The organism is Geobacter sp., assembly GCA_009684525.1.
Taxonomy (GTDB): Bacteria; Desulfobacterota; Desulfuromonadia; order Geobacterales; family DSM-12255; genus Geoanaerobacter.
On sequence record WKKR01000005.1, the window covers coordinates 199,033 to 217,441 of the forward strand.

At 52.1% G+C, this 18,409-nt stretch carries 12 protein-coding genes, 2 pseudogenes and 1 riboswitch; of the genes and pseudogenes, 10 read left to right on the plus strand and 4 right to left on the minus strand.

What is annotated here, in order from left to right:
• Positions 1–26: 26 nt before the first annotated feature.
• A complete protein-coding gene (locus GJT30_15755) occupies positions 27–842 on the plus strand; it encodes a methyltransferase domain-containing protein (protein ID MSM41072.1) in 816 nt (271 codons plus the stop codon).
• A gap of 112 nt (positions 843–954) precedes the next feature.
• Here the strand turns inward: GJT30_15755 and GJT30_15760 are convergent, their stop codons facing one another.
• The gene (locus GJT30_15760) at positions 955–1,956 is read right to left on the minus strand and encodes a hypothetical protein (protein MSM41073.1); all 1,002 of its coding nucleotides are present in this window, start codon (positions 1,954–1,956) and stop codon (positions 955–957) included.
• 595 nt (positions 1,957–2,551) lie between these two features.
• Between GJT30_15760 and GJT30_15765 the strand changes: the two genes are divergently transcribed.
• Together GJT30_15765 and GJT30_15770 are read left to right on the plus strand one after the other, a co-directional pair.
• Positions 2,552–5,209, plus strand: a complete 2,658-nt coding sequence (locus tag GJT30_15765; protein ID MSM41074.1) for a hypothetical protein — start codon at positions 2,552–2,554, stop codon at positions 5,207–5,209.
• 73 nt (positions 5,210–5,282) lie between these two features.
• Positions 5,283–7,049, plus strand: a pseudogene (locus GJT30_15770) (AAA family ATPase).
• Between the two features lie 192 nt (positions 7,050–7,241).
• On the opposite strand, the gene GJT30_15775 reads toward GJT30_15770, so the two are convergent.
• On the minus strand, positions 7,242–8,171 hold the full coding sequence (locus tag GJT30_15775; protein MSM41075.1) for a DUF4382 domain-containing protein: 930 nt from the start codon (positions 8,169–8,171) through the stop codon (positions 7,242–7,244).
• Between the two features lie 57 nt (positions 8,172–8,228).
• Positions 8,229–8,304, minus strand: a riboswitch (cyclic di-GMP riboswitch).
• A gap of 741 nt (positions 8,305–9,045) precedes the next feature.
• Between GJT30_15775 and GJT30_15780 the strand changes: the two genes are divergently transcribed.
• The 3 genes from GJT30_15780 (at position 9,046) to GJT30_15790 (ending at position 11,942) form a co-directional block, all read left to right on the plus strand.
• Complete coding sequence (locus tag GJT30_15780) at positions 9,046–10,107, plus strand: hypothetical protein (GenBank protein ID MSM41076.1); 1,062 nt, start codon at positions 9,046–9,048, stop codon at positions 10,105–10,107.
• A 341-nt stretch (positions 10,108–10,448) separates the two neighbouring features.
• On the plus strand, positions 10,449–11,219 hold the full coding sequence (locus GJT30_15785; protein MSM41077.1) for a hypothetical protein: 771 nt from the start codon (positions 10,449–10,451) through the stop codon (positions 11,217–11,219).
• A 261-nt stretch (positions 11,220–11,480) separates the two neighbouring features.
• Positions 11,481–11,942 carry a bacteriohemerythrin gene (locus GJT30_15790; GenBank protein MSM41078.1) on the plus strand — a complete coding sequence of 154 codons (462 nt, stop codon included), beginning with the start codon at positions 11,481–11,483 and terminating at the stop codon, positions 11,940–11,942.
• On the opposite strand, the gene GJT30_15795 is transcribed toward GJT30_15790, so the two are convergent.
• Positions 11,876–12,217, minus strand: a complete 342-nt coding sequence (locus tag GJT30_15795; GenBank protein MSM41079.1) for a hypothetical protein — start codon at positions 12,215–12,217, stop codon at positions 11,876–11,878. The two genes, GJT30_15790 and GJT30_15795, sit on opposite strands and share 67 nt — an antisense overlap.
• 249 nt (positions 12,218–12,466) lie before the next feature.
• On the opposite strand from GJT30_15795, the pseudogene nhaA reads away from it, so the two are divergent.
• The 4 genes and pseudogenes from nhaA (at position 12,467) to GJT30_15815 (ending at position 17,868) form a co-directional block, all read left to right on the plus strand.
• Positions 12,467–12,709: pseudogene (nhaA, locus tag GJT30_15800) on the plus strand (Na(+)/H(+) antiporter NhaA).
• Positions 12,710–12,882: 173 nt separating this feature from the next.
• Entirely contained in the window at positions 12,883–15,666 is a 2,784-nt protein-coding gene (locus GJT30_15805) for a phosphoenolpyruvate carboxylase (GenBank protein MSM41080.1), read from the plus strand.
• Between the two features lie 162 nt (positions 15,667–15,828).
• Positions 15,829–16,695: an EamA family transporter gene (locus tag GJT30_15810; protein ID MSM41081.1), complete on the plus strand. Its 867-nt coding sequence runs from the start codon at positions 15,829–15,831 to the stop codon at positions 16,693–16,695.
• A 240-nt stretch (positions 16,696–16,935) separates the two neighbouring features.
• On the plus strand, positions 16,936–17,868 hold the full coding sequence (locus tag GJT30_15815) for an EamA family transporter (protein ID MSM41082.1): 933 nt from the start codon (positions 16,936–16,938) through the stop codon (positions 17,866–17,868).
• A gap of 81 nt (positions 17,869–17,949) precedes the next feature.
• Here the strand turns inward: GJT30_15815 and GJT30_15820 are convergent, their stop codons facing one another.
• On the minus strand, positions 17,950–18,372 hold the full coding sequence (locus tag GJT30_15820) for a DUF4124 domain-containing protein (GenBank protein MSM41083.1): 423 nt from the start codon (positions 18,370–18,372) through the stop codon (positions 17,950–17,952).
• Between the last annotated feature and the right edge of the window lie 37 nt (positions 18,373–18,409).

Below are 18,409 nucleotides of genomic sequence, written 5' to 3' on the forward strand. Positions count from 1 at the left end.
GATGCAGAGGGGAGTGACAACGGAACATGTACGATTTCAGCCGATGCAAGCTGTGCGCGAAAAACGGCGCCAAGCCCAAATACACCCTGAAAAAGGCGACGGTTTACGCCTGCCCGGCGTGCGGCTTTCACTATATCGACCATCTGGACGACATGCCGTCCGGGCCCCGGGGCGGTTCCGCGCAGACCCTCGACCAGAAGGCCTGGAACTACATAGAAAGCCGGCTTCCCGGCAACGAGAAGCAGCTCAGGAAGAACCTGCAGCTGGTCAAGCGCCATCTTTCCCTGTCCGGGGCCCGCTGCCTCGATATCGGCGCCGGCGCCGGGGTGTTTCCCCATCTTTTGACCGAAGAAGGCGCCACGGTGCACGGCATCGAACCGCAGGCGGTCTTCCGGGAGTTCACCCAGCGAAAATTCGGCATCGAGCTGCTGGGGGAGACCATCGATGCCAGCCACTGGCAGGAGGGTTTCAAAGGCTTTTTCGATGCGGTCACGCTGTGGGATGTGCTTGAGCATGTCAACTTCCCCGCCGAAACCCTGCGGGACGCCCATACCGTCATCAGGCCCGGTGGCTGGCTCTTTCTCGACACCCCTCGCCGGGACGCGCTCTTTTACCGGATCAGCGAATTGTCGTATCGCCTGAGCGGCGGCAGGAACTCCCTTTTCCTCGAATCCCTCTATTCTCCCATGCCGTTTCGCCACAAGCAGATATTCACCCTCCGGCAGTTGGTACAGCTGGTGGAATCGATCGGCTTTTCGGTGATCCAGCTGCAGAACAAGCCCCTTCAGCCGCAAAACAAGATGGTACTGGTCTGCCAGAAGCAGGCGGGCAATGGTGCTTAGTAGCAGCAATACGTTTCGTTAGAAACAGAGACCAGATTGTGGGTTGAAGATTGGTGCTCAACCAGCGGCCAGCGGCGACAGCGGTCGTTGCTGGCGCTAGCGCCTTGAAACGTTATGGCTGGAGGTGGGGGAGGTATTCGGCGATCAGTTCTTCGACCATATTGGCTTGAAGGACATCTCTTTGGCGCTTCATAGTGTCTCGTTCAGGCTGCTCTGCCAACCATCTCTTGAATCTGACAAAGGTCACCGGAGAAATGGTGTTCATCCTTGCCATGTGGCCGGTCGAGGAGACGATCATCGCCGAAAATCGAGGCCCATCGAGTAGCAGACCTGCATTACGTGCCGGTACCGCATAGAGCTCATCATCCTCGTCGGTCAGCCGCAACGGGTGGGGATCACCGTCCTTCGGTTCCCTTCTGATGATATCGACTTCGAAGCCCTTGCTGTTGACGGCGGTCTGTTTCTGGTCGTCACGGATTTCGAAGGTGGGATCCACCTTCTGGATCAGCTTCAGCATTGATGTACCCACATAGCTCATCTGTGTGATAAAGCTCAGGCGCTTCCGAATGTCCAGAAGAAGATCGACGTCCTGGGTTGCCAATGCGGCCGCGTCTCCAAAACCAACGCCTGCAGCAGCTTCATAAGCATAGAGGGCGTGAGTGCCGATGACAGTGAAATACTCCGATAGCCCCTCTTTGGCGAGTTTGTTGAGGATGTCGATGAGGATGCGGGGCGCCCGGCCGACAAAAAGCGCCCGGTTCATCCGCTGTTGTCGCTCAAGCGCGCCGGTAAGGTCTGAGAGCCTTTGCTCTGCCTCGGCTTTTCTGGCAGTAAAATGTTGGTAGATTTGTTCCGTCTTCTCGGAGCGAGGACCGATACTTTTTTGAGCGTTGCTGGGGGAAGTCCGAATCAAGTATTCCGTTTCCCCGTGTCGCTTCCAATACATGCCTCCACGTACTTCGGAAGCAGCTTTTCGGGCATCCTCCCAGGCCGTGAACGTCGCCTGCGCATCGATATATTGCCGCCTGGCATCTTCTCCGATATCGATCCACTGGAATTTTTTCCGTACCTTTTTCATATTTATATTTTTATACGGAAAACAATCTGAATACAACTAGATAATTCAATTGAGACCCCTCCGGCCGCAAAACAAGATGGTACTGGTCTGCCAAAGGCAGACGGGCAATGGTGTTTGGTAGCAGCAACATGTTTCGTTACATTGCCCGCTGTTATGTTGGCATAACCTGACAAAAGCACTGTCACTCCCCTGATATGTCATGCTTTTTAGCAGTTTGCAAAATATGCTCTCAGGCATTTTGAGGTTGCCTATTTGCGGAAGGTGGTGTAGTAGTCCTTATTGATTCAGCAGTTATCCGGCGAGGTGAGTGTATGGAGGCAGGTACACATTCTCCGTTGATTCAAGGCCGCATCGGTCAGCAATGAGCTGACTGGTGCGGCTTTTCTGTTTGCAGGAAGGGCATAAGAGGCAGGTCACAATATTCTACAAGCAGAAAAGGAACCGATTGGGAAGCAAACGGGAGACTGTTGATTGTTGCGATCTGACTCTTTTTAGACTTTTCCTTTTAGACTTTTTGACCCATTTAGACTTTTACTTTTAGAATTTTAGAATTCGTGACCCTTTTAGAATTCGCATGGTTGAGCACGCGGCTTTGTAAAACCTTCTTATTATTTATCGGAGGCAATTTGCTATGAGTAATCGAGTTGAGACAAAACTTATTCAGTTTTTCAACAAAAAAGACTCTTGTCTTTTTGCTGGTGCGGGCGTGGGTGTAAAGTCTGGACTACCTACTTGGCATGGATATCTGGATATGCTCATTGAGCTGGCAATAAAATATGAAGAAGCCACGGCCGATTTGATGAAATCTAGAGTGAAAGATAACATGTTATTGGAAGCAGCAACATTATTCATAGATTGCCCGTTTATACCAGAAGGAGAAAAGTATAAGGCTCTTTCTGACCCATTTATAAAAAATATAAACCCGCGGGAGTTGCTGCCACTTGTTGCATTACCATTTTCATCAATTGTGACAACCAACTATGATCGTTCGTTATATGATGCTTATTATACTTTGTATAACAATCAAATCGCATCAGGGCTTTCTTTAAAATCGCCTCTCCCTGTTGAACTTGGAGATCCGAGCATGAAGCAGGCCATCTATTGGACTGAATATTTTATAGCCAGAATCCATGGTCGAGCTGAAATTCCAAAGTCAATAGTTATCGACAAAGACGGATACAGAAGACTTGACGAGGATCCAAGTTATCAAGACTTTCTGCTTCATATTTTAAAAAACTATCATTGCCTTTTCATAGGGTTTTCATTTATTGACCCAGCAATAAATAAGATTTTCTCGATAATGACAAACTGCCTTCCTCTGCCTTATCCGAAGCTTCATTTAGCTCTTTTACCTAACGATGCAAACAAAGATTTGATAGCACAACTTGCAAAATTCAATATAGAAACCTTTTTCTATGACACTTCTGGGTATCACGCCGAGTTGTGGGAAGGAGTCAAACTCGCTCAAAAAACACTTCGTGGGAAACCAAGGTCTAGCACAATTAAGACTGCTCCAATTAAAGGAATAGAACGCTACTTAGCAACTTGTTATTCAAGGCTGAAAATTGGCAATCGAGCTGAGCCGTTATATGAGGTTGTCGCTGAGGGGATAGTAGCCCAAGCAATAGCTGATGCAGGGACTGGCGGAGTTACAAAAGATAATCTCGTAAATGCAATTAAGAAATACTTTAACCTTCCAAATGAAAGTGTCATCAATATTATTATACGTGCCTTTGACGGACTGTCTGAAAAAGGTATTTGCTCTTTAGTCGCAGATAAGTATGTCTGTAATATAACAGATACAAACATGTACGACGATAGCATGTCTGTCGTCATAACCGGTGTTTTAAATAGATTGCTTGTCAGAGAAGGTGTTACGCTGGATAGTTCAACAGCCGCAAAGATTCCAAAACTTATACAAAAAATACTCATTGCCAGGGGCTGGGATTTAGGAGCTCACTTTGCAGGTAAACAGGACGGTGATTTATACGATAGCTGGGATCAAATCCACGCTCTGATCAAAGAAGAATGTAAAGGTATTAAAGATAAACTGTTATTATCAATTGCTAACTCGATTTTTGATACTTTAAGGCATCCAGATGACGCAGAATCAGAGGTACTATGCGACTTAGGCAGAATTGCTTTCGCTGTAGAACTGGTTATGAATCAATCTGCCTCAGTTATTAAGACTTCATTGGTACCAGAAACAATATACTTAGACTCAAATGTTCTTCTCCCAGCCATAGTAGAAGGTCACCCATACAGTCCGGTTTACGCAGATGTAATATCTAGAATCAGGTCTGCTGTCACCGAAAACGGCAAAACATTAAGAATATTCGTGGGGAGACAATTTCTGAATGAAGTAGTAAGTCATCGAGCTTTGGCAATAGACGAAGTAAAGGCTCACAACCTCAACAATATAGACAATCTAAGACGATATATTGCTGGGAGAGGGCCTGAAAATGTCAATGTGTACACTGGTGCATTTTCATCATATGTGGCTAAAAATGGCAATATTTCATTTGATGAATTTCTTCGAAAAGTAGCTCCCTACAAGAATGAAGATGAGCTGTCATTATTTTTAAAGAATCACAATATAATTGCCATTAACTTCAGCTTTGCTGATAGCAATCATATTCAATTATATGAAAATATAAAATGCAGCTTAATAGACGCTTACAATGATTTAGAACTTATTAAACCAAAACCTAAAATATTGATAGAACATGAAGCTGCACAGCTAGCAACGTTATTGATTGACATAAAGCTTGGCATGAAACCAATCTTTGTATCAGCAGACAAGAAACTAATGGCTGTATGTAAAGGTCCTACATTGAGCAGCTGTGCAGGGGCAATAGTCACACATCTCGGACTGATCCAACTTGTAGATTTGTTGCTAGGTGTTACCACCGACAAGAGATCTTTAGCCAGACTGATGTGGAATTTGCAAATAGTTGATAAAAAAACATATATACGAGAGTTTCTTATCAGCCAAGCACTACGGCACTATGATGATGCTATGGCGATGGCTATGTGGGATGTTGTCGATGGTATTGCTGAATTAGCTGTTGATTCTGCCAACAAAGAGGGCATAGATTTTTGGTCAAAATCGGATATAGGAAAGACTTCAGCTTTCCTCGATCGTTTTGAAAATGACTTCTTTGGTAAAATGGCTGCTGTCATTGAGAAGCGGAAACAAGAAGCCGTTTCTTCTGCGCCACCAAATGATGACCGCCCCTTGAAGATAGCCAGTCGTTCGAAGCCACGGACAGGTGATGGGTTCCGGTGACAGTATACAAATCTATTAAATATACTGCCCCCGAAACTCCTCCAGATTTATAATACAGGAGGGAAACTTGCCATCGTCTGTGTCTATCACATCCGTTGAATTTCGTAATTTCAAGGCATTAAACCAGTACTCCTTGAGCTTACATCATATGAATATTCTTGTAGGCCCTAATAATTGTGGTAAGTCCACGATTCTAAGCGCTTTTAGGACATTAGGTGTAGCTGTCCGCAGGGCAAGAGCAAAAAGTGCAGAATGGGTAAAAGGCCCACAAGGGAATGTTTACGGCTATAAACTTTCGGAGGAAGTATTACCGATTTCAATCGAAAATGTTCATACTGATTATGATGAGACAGATTCATCAATTACGTTCCGCCTTTCAAATAACAATAAGTTACAGCTTTTTTTCCCAGAAGAGGGTGGTTGTTTTTTGATACCGTTAACTGACCCTCCTGCAATTCGCACTCCTTCTCAATTTAAGCATGCCTTTCCTATAACAATAGGAGTCGTACCAATACTTGGGCCGGTTGAACATGAAGAAGACGTGCTAAACGAAGAAACTGTCCGAAAGAATCTTGCGACACACCGTGCTTCACGGCATTTCAGAAATTCATGGCATTTTTTCCCGGACAAGTTTGAAGAGTTTGCGCAACTAGTGAAGAAAACATGGTCTGGTATGGAAATTGAGAGAGCGCAAAGAGCTGATCAATTTTCATCTAAATTAGTCATGTTTTGCGCAGAAAATAGAATTACTCGTGAACTATTTTGGGCAGGTTCTGGTTTCCAAATTTGGTGTCAATTACTTACTCATATTACGAGGGCCAGTGGTGATACGATATTAATTGTTGATGAGCCAGAAATATATCTGCATCCAGATGTACAGAGACAACTACTTAATATATTAAGACAAGCTGGACCAGATATTTTACTTGCAACACATTCGACTGAAATTATGAGTGAAGCTGACCACTCCGAAATACTTCTAGTCGACAAGAGTAGAAAATCCGCACAGAGATTAAAAGATATTGAAGGTGTTCAGCAAGCGCTGAATATTATTGGATCAATTCAGAACATTACGTTGACTCAATTGGCCAGAAACAGGCGATTAATATTTGTTGAAGGGTTGGATGACTTTAGAACCATCAGAAGATTTGCTCAGAAATTTGGTCACATGGAGCTTGCTTCTGGCATAGATCTTACTCCTGTACAATCTGGTGGATTCTCTTCATGGGAAAGCATCTTATCTTTTGCTCAAGTATTTGAAAAAGCCGTTGGGAATACAGTAAATATTGGCGTCATTTATGACAGAGATTATACTCCACAGGAACAATTAACTGATATTATCCAAGACCTTGAAAAACACCTCAATTTTGCTCACATACACTATCGTAAAGAAATAGAAAATTATCTATTGATCCCGGCTGCTCTAGAACGTGCAGTTAAAAAAGGAATCACCGAGCGTGAAAAACGTTTCGGAGAGAAAATCACCTCGTTTCCAAATGTCAGAGAAATATTGGACGAAATAACAAATACTCTGCGTAGTGATATTCAAGGGCAGTATTTGGCCAAACGGTCAAAGTACTTTGAACATTCAAAACTCGATAAAGCTACTATTAACTCTCAGACTATAAAAATATTCGATGAAAAATGGGCTAATTTAGAAACTAGAATGGAAATTGTGCCTGGAAAGGAGGTTCTTAAGAAACTAAGAGATGTCATACAGAGCTCGTATTCTATCAATTTAACTGACAATAAATTGATTGATGAAATCAATATATCCGAAGTGCCTGAAGACTTAAAAAACTTGTTAACCAAATTGGAAGCTTATAGGAGTGCAAGGTAGACCCCTCACAGTCACGGCGGGTCAGGCCTGCAAACATGCATAATAGTCACATAACCTACGGATATCACTAGATGACATACTACAAGGTATGCTAGGGTCGATTAAAACGAGTGAGGAAGACGTCAGTTGGGGTTGACAGACAGGGTGGCATAGAAGCCACCCTGTCCGTTCTCAGCAATCAGTTTTTCCGAATCAGGGGACCTTGATCAACCCTATATTCCCGAGGTCGGTGGTAACTCCCTGGGTAACGGTAACGGCCGGTGAGGAATAGACCTGGAATCCGTTGGAGGAGATGAAGGTCTTGTAGGATACCGTCGCGGAACCGGGTACGAACGCGGCAAACGGAGCCTGCCAGGCGCCGCTGGTGTAGTTGCTGAAGATTCTCCCTGCCGCGATGGGATCTACATCGTTGATCGAGCCGCGCCGTTTGACAGATACGGTGGCACTGGACCACCGGTCGAATGCGGTAACAGTGCCTGAAATGGAGCCATACTGGGCGAGCACTCCGGACATCTGGACCATGCGGATGCCGGTCGGCTTCAGGTTATAGTCGCCGTTGCCACGATCTACAATGGCCGTATTCGGGTCAAAATCGATCATTACCGCATTGATGACCCCTGGTTTGATCTCGATCGGGCCGAGGATTTTGAGTCCGGACTGCTGGGCACTGGGGGTCGTCAACGGAATCATGGTGGTGAGATCGGAGTTCAGCACAAGATAGTTTGACGGCAACTGTCCCTGTCCATTGGGGTTTGGCTCAAGAATCAGGCGAATCTGGCTGTAGGTGCCGGCGGGCAGGACAACCTCCCCCAAGGCCTGCTGCACAAACTGCAACTGCATGACGTCAATGACCCGCGGCGTACTGAATCGTGCCACTACGGGGAGGCCGGGGTCGTTGTCCTGGGCGCCTTCTCTGCCGGCAGGGACAACGCGTATTTCCTTGATGCTGATGACGACATGGGCAAAGTTGTCGCTCATCTTGTCAGTGATGGAGAGGTTCAGGGTTCCCGTAGCGGCACTTCCGCCGCTGCCACCACCGCACCCCTGAAACTGCAGCAATGCTAATGTTACGATCCCCAGGACCAGCGATACTTTCAGGAGTGGTAAAATTTTGCTCGACATAAGGCCTCCCTTTCCGGCTGGGATGAAAAAAGCCGGGTTGCAGAAATAGAGTGATATTTCGGCAACCCGGCTGTCTCGGGGAGACCCGTGGGCTTTCCGTCCCACCCTCGCGGGAGGTTTAGTATTATCGTGTATCACATAATTGGATACATAACGGATATATGTAGCCAAATATATCACTGCGTGCCGAAAGTCAAGCACGCATCATCTGCAAAAAACGGCGTCTCGTTTCCGAATGACAGAATCCATCGATATAAGGAGATTATATGAAAATCATCACCCCTGTGCGGAGTTTCGAGGACAGTATACAAATCTATTGAATATACTCCCCTCGAAACTCCCCCGGGGGCTTTTTTTCACACCGTAATGGCCCCGGTTGCTCCGCAGCTGGGGCCTTTTTTTGTTTTACGACATAGGGAAGGTTACTTGATTTTCGCTCGCCAAAATATGAAAGAAATACATGTTTTGCTGTGCATAACATGTAATAATTACGATTAATATTTTCATTACTGACATAACTTATGAACTACATTCATTATTTATGAGAGTTGATGTGGTTATGGCAGTAACGTATGGCCATTGTTAGCATTTTCTGGTTGCCCTGCGCTGAAAGGTGGTGTAGAAGTTCTTCTAGCTTCTACAGTTACCCTCCCAGGGGAGTGCAGTGGGACTGACAGACACGATGCACAGGGATTACAGGCCGCATTGCCCCGCAGAGAGCCGGGTGATGCGGCCTTTTGCGTCTATAAACCCAAGGACATGAAGGTCAGCCTTCGCGAAACCGCCCGCGAATCGGAAAAGAGGACGCCCACTTTGAGCGCCTGATAAAAAAGGTAGCCTGTCCTCTTTTGGCTATCCAAACGAAAGGGAGAGCATGATTAGAAACACCATGACATCTTTTCTTGTATTGTTTTCTCTCGTAGCTTGTGGAAGTGGAAGTAACTCAACGAGTCTTTCATCTAATGCATCAACGCCACCATCAAACACACCTCCTGAAGTCGTATCGGCAGAGAGTTGGCAACTAACCAGTGGCCCCACTGATAACCGTATAACCAGATTAGTAATTAACAGCAACAGTCAGACCATATTTGCGGGGACATCTGATGGGATATATAAATCTGTAATAGGTAGCAACACCTGGACCGCTATAAATGCTAGTTCGCCATTCGGTTACGTCTCAACACTATGTATTGATCCTAGTAATGTTCAAACTATGTACGCTGGTACTTACGCTGGATTCTATAAATCTATAGACGGTGGTAATAGTTGGAGCAATACCTCTAATAATCTGGTGGGATCTGTGACTACTGTGGTTATAGACCCAAATGACTCCAATACACTCTATGTCTCAAAAGAGGGCACTGGTGGCTTTGGGCTGTATAAGTCTGTAAATGGTGGCTTATCCTGGTCCTCTATTGGTGATACATTTCCTCCTTTAACATTTATTAGGTCACTAGCTATCGATCCTACAAATACCCAAGTGATCTACGCAGGTAGACACAGCGGCGGTATATTGAAGTCGATAGATGGGGGTACATCTTGGACTGATGTCAACAATGGCCTACCAACTGATGTGTACATGAATTACCTGGCGATTGACCCGTCGAACAGTCAGACCATCTATGTGGCCACGAATGGGAGCGGAGTTTACAAATCAATGAATGGTGGGAGCTCATGGTCGGCAACAGGAAGTACATTGGCATATTCATTCCCTTTCGCACTTGCCATTGATCCTGCCCACCCACAGACAGTCTATGCAGGAATGTATTACTCAGGCGCCTTCAAATCAACTGACGGTGGTGACACCTGGGTTCAAGTAAACACCGGTACCGGCCCCACGTCCATTTGGACACTTGCGATTGATACTACCGTGCCCCGCGCTATATATGGAGGAACAGAAGACGGTAAAGTATTTATAGGATCTTTATCGAACTGATTATTATGACCACATTTAGAGAATCAGCCCTCGACAGAGGACATGAAACAAGAACAACACAAAGCGGGGTCAAGTTTCAACAATCAACAGAACTATGTCAAATGTCGAGACCTGACCCTTGTATGTGCGTGCAGTGACACCATAAGAGTGCAATAATGGGACAGGCTACCAATTTGTGCTCTTAAAGAAAATAGATACAAATATCAGCCAGAGCTTAGTAGTTTTATATACTGTTTCTGAAATGCCTTAGCATTTATTGCATTGCTCTGACCGTTAGCTTATTGAGTTCTATACATAACATATGAAATTGACTGACTAAATTGAAGAGGAGATAAAGAAGTATGTCATTTAGGATTATCAAGTCGTTATTTGTTTCATTGATAATGTTATTGCTCGCATCGTGCGGAGGTGGGAGCGGCACCAGCGGAAGCAGTACCGATGCGGTATATGCTGTTACCTCCCAAGGGAGTATTGCTGTGCCAGTGGGAAATCCCGTTGGGTTTACCTTCGACAACAACGATAACATATGGATCATGTCAGGCGTTCATAATGGCTCATCCCACAGCCTTACCTGCTTCAATCCTAATACTGGAGCCATCCTTGCTTACTATGTTTATCAAAACCTGATCGAGGTCTCAGGAACGGGGGTTTATGGCATTACCTGGGATGGAGCGTCGATATGGATTTCGGTTGCAGGAAATACCAATAAACTTGTTCAAGTTGATCCCTCGACAGGTCAAATTATTAGAAATATGTCTTCTACATCCATACTTGGGCCAACAGATCTGTCTTGGGATGGCACCAATCTTTGGATTTCGTCAGGGACTGGAGAAATAGATACAATCAACCCTAGCAACGGCCAAAGAATTCACTTCTTAAGCAGAGGAGACAGAGATACCGGCATTGCGTATCATAATGGAGAGGTTTGGATCAGCAATATGTTCGACAAGAAGATAGTTGTTTACGACGCTGTAACCAAAGCGATAATTGATGTAATTACCGCCATCGATCTTCCGACCACCTCATGGGACAGAAGGCTTGAGTTCCATAATAACCAGTTGGTAGTTCTCACCAGTGCTGGGATTGATTATTATTCAGTAACAAGAAAATAGGACAGACCTGGGAGAAAGAGCACGCGCATAGGGGATGAAGGGCAACAGCCCAACAAGAAAGATGCACCTTACCCAAAAGCTGTCAGGTGATCTCCCGGGCCGTTATAAAAACTCAACAAGGAAACAACACCCCACCATTTTTCACTGAAACCTCCCGCAGACATGCTATCATCTGAGGGAAACGCCTGAAGCGAGCAGCCCCGCAATACCATACCGGAGTAAATGCCTCCTATCATCACATGAACAAGGACTCTACCCTCTATGCCGCTCACCGAATGGGACCCAGCGTATAACATTGGAATCAAGGAGATCGACGAACACCACCAGAAGCTCGTCGAACTGCTGAACAAAACCTACGACATCATCCTCTATTCAACGAAAAAGCGGGATATCGAACAGATCCTCAAGGAGTTGATAGACTATACGAACTATCATTTCGCCGCCGAAGAGCACGTCATGAAAGAAAACAAGTGCTCCGGCTACCGGGCCCATGTCAACAGGCACAACGAGTTCAAGCAGCAGTTGAATGCCCTCTATGCAGGCTACCATAGCGGTGAAGCGTTCGTTTCGACCGATGTAGTGCTGTTTCTCAGGGAATGGTTGTTAAATCACATCCTGAAGGCAGATATCAAGATTGTGTCACAGGTGCTTCCCCCTCACACCTCGATATCCGGCAACAGCGCCTCTTTCTCCGGCAGCGGCACGAGGAGCGATTCTCCGTAGCCGAGGGCGAAGAGCGTCCCCTCTTCATACACCAGGGCAAGAACCCCTTCCGGCGTGCTGCCACAGGCATCGGCATACTCGGTCGGAGTGACGAGCCGATACCCCTCGTTGCCCAGTTCACTGGCAACCGTTGACCAGGCAACGCGCGACTCCGGGATGAAGATGTTCCGCTGCGGGCCTTGCAGTTCGTAGTTTCCCAGCCCGAGCCGGATGAGAATGCGCAGGGCATCACGCCGGATCCGCTCCAGTTCCACCGCCTCGACGTCATGCTGCATGGTGGCCTCCTTGCCGTTGTCTCCCCTGCTTCACTGTACCAGATCCCGGCTCGCTTGCGAGCGGCCTCAAATACAGCGCTCCGGCGTCACGGGCTGTCGCGCCATGCCTGCCGTGCTCTTGCCAGGGTTGCAGGGCCGGTGAAAAAGAGGCTTTGTTGCGCCGACTTCTTGTGTACAATTGATGACACGAACTGCCGGGGTGATGCCCTGATCCGGAGCTATCATGAATATGCTGCGCGAATTTTACGAATCCTGCCGCTCTTCGCCTTCGTCAACTCCGGCATCGACCTGCGCGGCATCTCCCTTGATCAGCTCGCGACACCGGTTCCCCTGGGGATCATGCTGGGGCTGTTCCTGGGCAAGCAGGCCGGGGTCTTCCTCTTCAGCTCGGCAGCCATCCGTCTCAAGCTGGCGATCCTGCTCGGCTCGTTGCTCTCCGGCATCGCCGGTTACCTGGTGCTGCGTGCAGCAGGTGACCCTGCCCGGTCCTGAGCCCCGGACAGGGCGCACATGCCGTTCGACTGCCCCGCGTTCCGGTCGCCGGCGGGCAGTGCCTGATGTGTACGAACAACAACTCCGGAACCGTGCAACTGCGGCGTGGCCACTGACACTGACAGGAGGCCGGTCTTCGCACGGGAGCCGGCCGTTTTCTCGAGGCGGATATCATGGAACATCCCGACTATTTCTGGCTGGCAGCCAGCCAGCAGGAACGACTGGACGAGATTACGACCGCAGATGATGCGGTCAAGGAGGAGCCGCTGCGCCGTGATGTGCGGTCGCTGGGTCGACTGCTCGGCACCGTGATCCGGGAACAAGCCGGAGACAGGATCTTTCAGACCGAGGAAGAGCTGAGGACCCTTGCCATCAGCCATCGCAGGCTCAATCAGGGCCAGGGGGAGGCCTGCCTCGATTTCCCCGGCGAGCAGGAGCTCTCAGACCGCGCCAGGGAGATCGTCGGCCAGCTTTCCATTGCCGATGCCGGGAATATTGTCAAGGCATTCGCCACCTACTTCGAACTGGTCAACCTTGCCGAAACCAACCATCGCAAGCGGCGACAGAGAGCACACTGGATTTCCCAGGCGCCGGACAAGCCGGGCTCCATCCACGGCACCTTCAGCCGCCTGCAGGAGGCCGGCATCCCAGCCGACCGGGTGCTGGAGCTTCTTGGCCGGATCGAGGTGATCCCGGTCTTCACGGCGCACCCCACAGACGTCGCCCGTCGGGTCGTCCACTTCAAGCAGCGGCGCATCGCGCGCGAGCTTGAGAAACTTGATCTCCTCCCGCTGACCGACAGCGAGGCAATGCGGGCTCAGGACGCCATCCTCACCGAAATCACCGCACTCTGGCAGACCGATGAGGTGCGTCGCCGGAAACCGACGGTGCTCGACGAGATCAAGATGGGGCTCGACCACTACCCCGACTCCCTCATGGAGCCGCTGCCGGCACTCTACAGCGATATCGCCGCCGCCTTTAAAGCGGTCTACGGCCATGAGACCGGGCCGACCGCGCTGCCGACCATGGTCCGTTTCGGCTCCTGGATCGGCGGTGACCGGGACGGCAACCCGTTCGTCACCCCGGCGACTACCCACGATGCACTGCTGCATGCCCGGCAGACGATCCTCGCCAGCTATGTTGCCTCCCTGGAAGAGCTGCGCCGCCTGCTCACCCCTTCGGACTGCAGAGCAGTCATCCCCACCTGCATCTATGAAGCGGTGCATCGCTATGAACAGATCTTCGGACCCCATGACCAGGAGAGCGAGACCCTGCCCGAATGCGAGCAGTACCGCCGCCTTGCCGGCTTCATGCTGCACCGGATGCGGACGACTCTGCGCGGAGGTGGCGACATCGGCACCGTCTATGCCACCGCCGGGGAATTTCGCGCCGATCTGCAGCTGATCCGCGAATGCCTGACCGAGAGCGGCGCCGAGCGGCTCGCGCGCCAGCTGATCGACCCGCTCATCCGCAGGGTCGATACCTTTGGCTTCCATCTCCATGCCCTCGACATCCGCCAGCACGCCCAGGTCCACGAACAGGCGGCTCAAGAACTCGCCGCTGCCGGCAGGGATGACGCCCCATCAGGAAGCCCTTCTGCCGGTACCATCGCCCTGCTGGACACCCTGACCCACCTCGCCTCCTACAAAAAACAATTCCCTGCCGAAGCGATCCGGAGCTACATCATCAGCGGCACGACATCTGTCCGGGACATCTACCAGCTCGTCCGCATCATGGAGCTGTCGGGCATCGCGGTCAAGGCCGCCGGCGACGGCAGTGATCCGGGGATCATGCCGGTGCCGCTGTTCGAGTTCATCGAAGACCTGCGCAACGCCCCGGCCATCTGCCGCGAGCTCTGGCAATCTCCGTCTTACGCCCCCTATCTCGATTCCTGGGGGAGGTGCCAGGAGGTGATGCTCGGCTATTCCGATTCGAACAAGGACGGCGGCATGCTGACCAGCTCCTGGGAGATCTACAAGTCGCACCGGGAGCTGCACAAGGTGGCGGAAGCATGCGGCGTGCGCCTGCGCATTTTCCACGGCCGGGGCGGCACCGTCGGCCGGGGAGGCGGGCCGACCCACCGCGCCATCATCTCCCGCCCTCCCGGCGCCTTTTCCGGTTCCATCAAGATGACCGAACAGGGAGAGGTCATCACCTGGAAGTATTCCGACCCTGCCCTGGCCAAGCGGACCCTGGAGCTGATGGTCGCGGCCTCCCTCGATGCCCTCGCCCGTCCGCAGCTGACTGCGACCGCACCGCACGCCGACTGGGAGGAGACCGTCGAGCATCTGTCGCAGGCCGCCTTCGCCTACTACCGGGAAAAGATCGTCGACAATCCCGATATCATCCCCTATTTCGAGCAGGCAACACCGGTCCTGGAATTTGATCTGGCAAAGATCGGTTCACGCCCGGCGCGGCGCACCTCCGGCAAGGGTCTGGCCGATCTGCGGGCAATCCCGTGGGGGTTCGGCTGGATGCAGAGCCGGCACGTCATTCCCGGATGGTTCGGCATCGGCCATGCGTTTGAGCGCTTTATCGCTGAAGGGCCGGAAAACCTCGAAAGACTGCGGGACATGATGAAGAACTTCCCCTTTTTCTTCGACATGGTCCGGAACGTCGAACTGGCGCTGTCCAAGGTAGACCTGCCGCTCGCCCGCCTCTATGCGGGGCTGGTCGCCGACGGGGCACTCCGGGAGCGGGTCTTCTCGCTGGTGGTCGACGAATATCAACGGACGCGGCGCATGATCCTCCTGGTCACCGGCCAGGAACGGCTGCTTGCGAATCACCCCGACATCGAGCGTTCGCTGCACCTGCGAAACCCCTACGTGGACGTGCTGAGCCTGATCCAGATCGAACTGCTGCAACGCAAGAGAAGCGCCGGCAACGACGAGGATATCGATTACGTGCTGGCAGCGACCATCAGCGGCATCGCCTCCGGGCTGCGCAACACCGGCTAAAAGCGAGAGGCCGTCTCATCCATTGCACCTGGCGTTGGGCGATCCGGGGCTCTCCCCGTAAGCCTTGCCTTACGCAACTGTTCGTGTCATAACAGGTTTTGACGTTTTGCCGACAGCCCAGATGCCGGTAACTCACGACGTTTCCCCCTGAAAGGAACCACCATGAACCGGCGCACCGCCGTCATCTTCCTCTTCCTGGCGGCGCTCTGCTGGAGCCTGGGAGGAGTGCTCATCAAGGGAGTCGCCTGGCACCCCATGGCGATCTCCGGGGTGCGCAGCTTCATTGCCGCCGGCATGATCCTGCTGGCCTTCGGCCTCCCCCGCTTCACCTGGTCCGGGCCGCAGATCGGCGGCGCCTTGGCCTATGCCGCCACTGCCATCCTCTTCGTCATCTCCACCAAGCTGACCACGGCTGCGAACGCCATCCTCCTCCAATACACCGCCCCGGCCTTTGCCGCGGTCTTCGGTATCCGCTACCTGGGAGAGCACCCGCGCCGAAGCGACTGGATCGCCTTGGCAGTGGTCATGGCCGGCATGGTCCTCTTTTTCCTCGACAAGTTGAGTCTCGCCGGCCTCTGGGGCAATCTGGCCGCTCTCACCAGCGGCATCACCTTTGCCTGGATGGCGCTCTTCCTGCGCAAGCAGAAGGATGGCTCGCCCATGGAATCGGTACTGCTCGGCAACCTGCTCGCCGGCCTGGCCGGCATACCCTTCATGACCGGCGATCTGCCCGATGCCGGCGGCTGGCTGCGCCTGGCGGCGCTGGGGGTGGTCCAGCTCGGCATGGCCTATATCTTCTTTACCAAGGCGATCCGCCACGTCACCGCGGTCGAGTCGCTCCTGATCCCGACGGTGGAACCGGTGCTCAACCCGGTCTGGACCATGCTTTTCATCGGCGAGGTACCGGGTCCCCTTTCCCTGTGCGGCGGTGCGATCATCATCGCTGCCGTCCTCGCCCGCGGCCTGGTCCCACTGTTTCGCTACCGGCCGCCGGGCCCCGGCGTAGCGGCCAACGGCCCATCCCCGTAACCGGTCCGGCCGGGGAACCGCAACTTTTGTTTGCCTCCACGCCCCCCGAAATGCTATAGATACCCCATGTACTTCCCGCACCTGAGCATACTCCCCCCACCATCAGTCATTCCGGCCCGATAGGGCAGGCTGGCTGATTCCTTTCGTCCCGTCGCTCACCTTCCCGGAGCGTCCACACCAGAATTGCGCCCGCCTGCCGAATGCTGACGTCGTATTACGTTTTGCCATTCGGAGGTTTCCATGCGTTCACTGTTCGAGTCCCGCTGCCGGTCACGGCACGGGCTACTCCTGGTAGTAACTGCCGCTGTCCTGTGGGGGACGGTCGGCATTTCATCGAAGATTCTCTACGCCATGACGGCAACAACGCCGCTCTCGGTCGGCTTCTTCCGCCTGGCATTTGCCGTCCCTGCCCTGCTCGGCCTGAGCTGGCTCACCCAGGGGTCCGGGATGCTCCGCATCGAAAGGCGCGACCTGCTCCTGATGTCGCTCATGGGCCTCATGACGGCGCTCTACCAGGTCTGCTACTTTTCCGCGGTCGAGCGGGTCGGCGTTGCCGTGGCCACCCTGCTCACCCTTTGCAGCGCGCCGGTCATCGTTGCCCTGTTGTCGTTGATCTGGTGCGGCGAGAAGCCCGCACGCAACGTGCTGATCGCCTTGGCCCTGGCCGTGGCGGGTACGAGCCTGCTCGCCTGGCCGGCAGGAGAAGCCGGCCGGGGAGCGATCCGGATGGGTGGCTACCTGCTGGCGCTCGGCTCGGCCTTTGGCTATGCGGTGGTCGCCATGGTCTCCCGGTCGCTGTCCGGTCGCAACCAGCCGCTCCAGACCATTGCCATAAGCTTTACGGTCGGGGCGCTGGTGCTTGCCGCTTTTGTGTCGGGCTATGGCCTGTCAGCCAGCTTCACCCTGCCGGGCTGGGGCCTGCTCGTCTACCTCGGCCTGATTCCCACGGCGCTGGCCTATGTCCTGTTCATCACCGGCATCCGTCACACCACCGCCACCGCGGCCAGCGTCTGCACCCTGGTCGAACCGCTCGCCTCGACGGTGCTGGCCTGGCTGATCTTCGGCGAACGGCTCGGGGCAACAGGCGGCATCGGCGCACTGCTCATGTGCGGCGCCATGGGCTTTTTGTTCGCACCGCGCCGGAAACAGCCGAGGATCACCCTGTCATCGTGACCGGTGTTCTGCTCGCAATAAGCATGTCGTGTTTGGGGGAATGCCGATGGAGAGGGGCTGCCAGCGGGCAGCGCTTTTGTGTCAATTGTCGCGTTCTCCGGGAGTCTGCCCTCTCCTCCGCCGGTCGACACGGACCGGCGGGGGGGTCGCATTCCGGGTTTCGGGCATGACGGTAATCGGCGCGGCTGCAGGCGGCGGCTGCTGTGGCGTGGCCGCAACCGGTGGCGGCGGCCCCAGGTCGAGGATCTTGACCTTGGCGCGATACCGCTCGGGGACTTCATACATGCTGTTGGTATAGTGCCGGGTCCCACGGGCATCGGTCCAGGTATAGATCTCCCCGAAGGCGGGAACGGCAATGAACAGCAACAGGACCAGCATCCATTTCATGATTCCCTCCCCAGATCTGCGCACGACCATGCTCTCTCCCTGTTTCGTACCAGAGAAAACCGTCCCTGGCAACGGGGAAAACGCACGATGGGTCACGCCCCACCACCAGACCCTCATTCCGGCCCGGAAACGGTACAAAGTCGTTACAATGCCG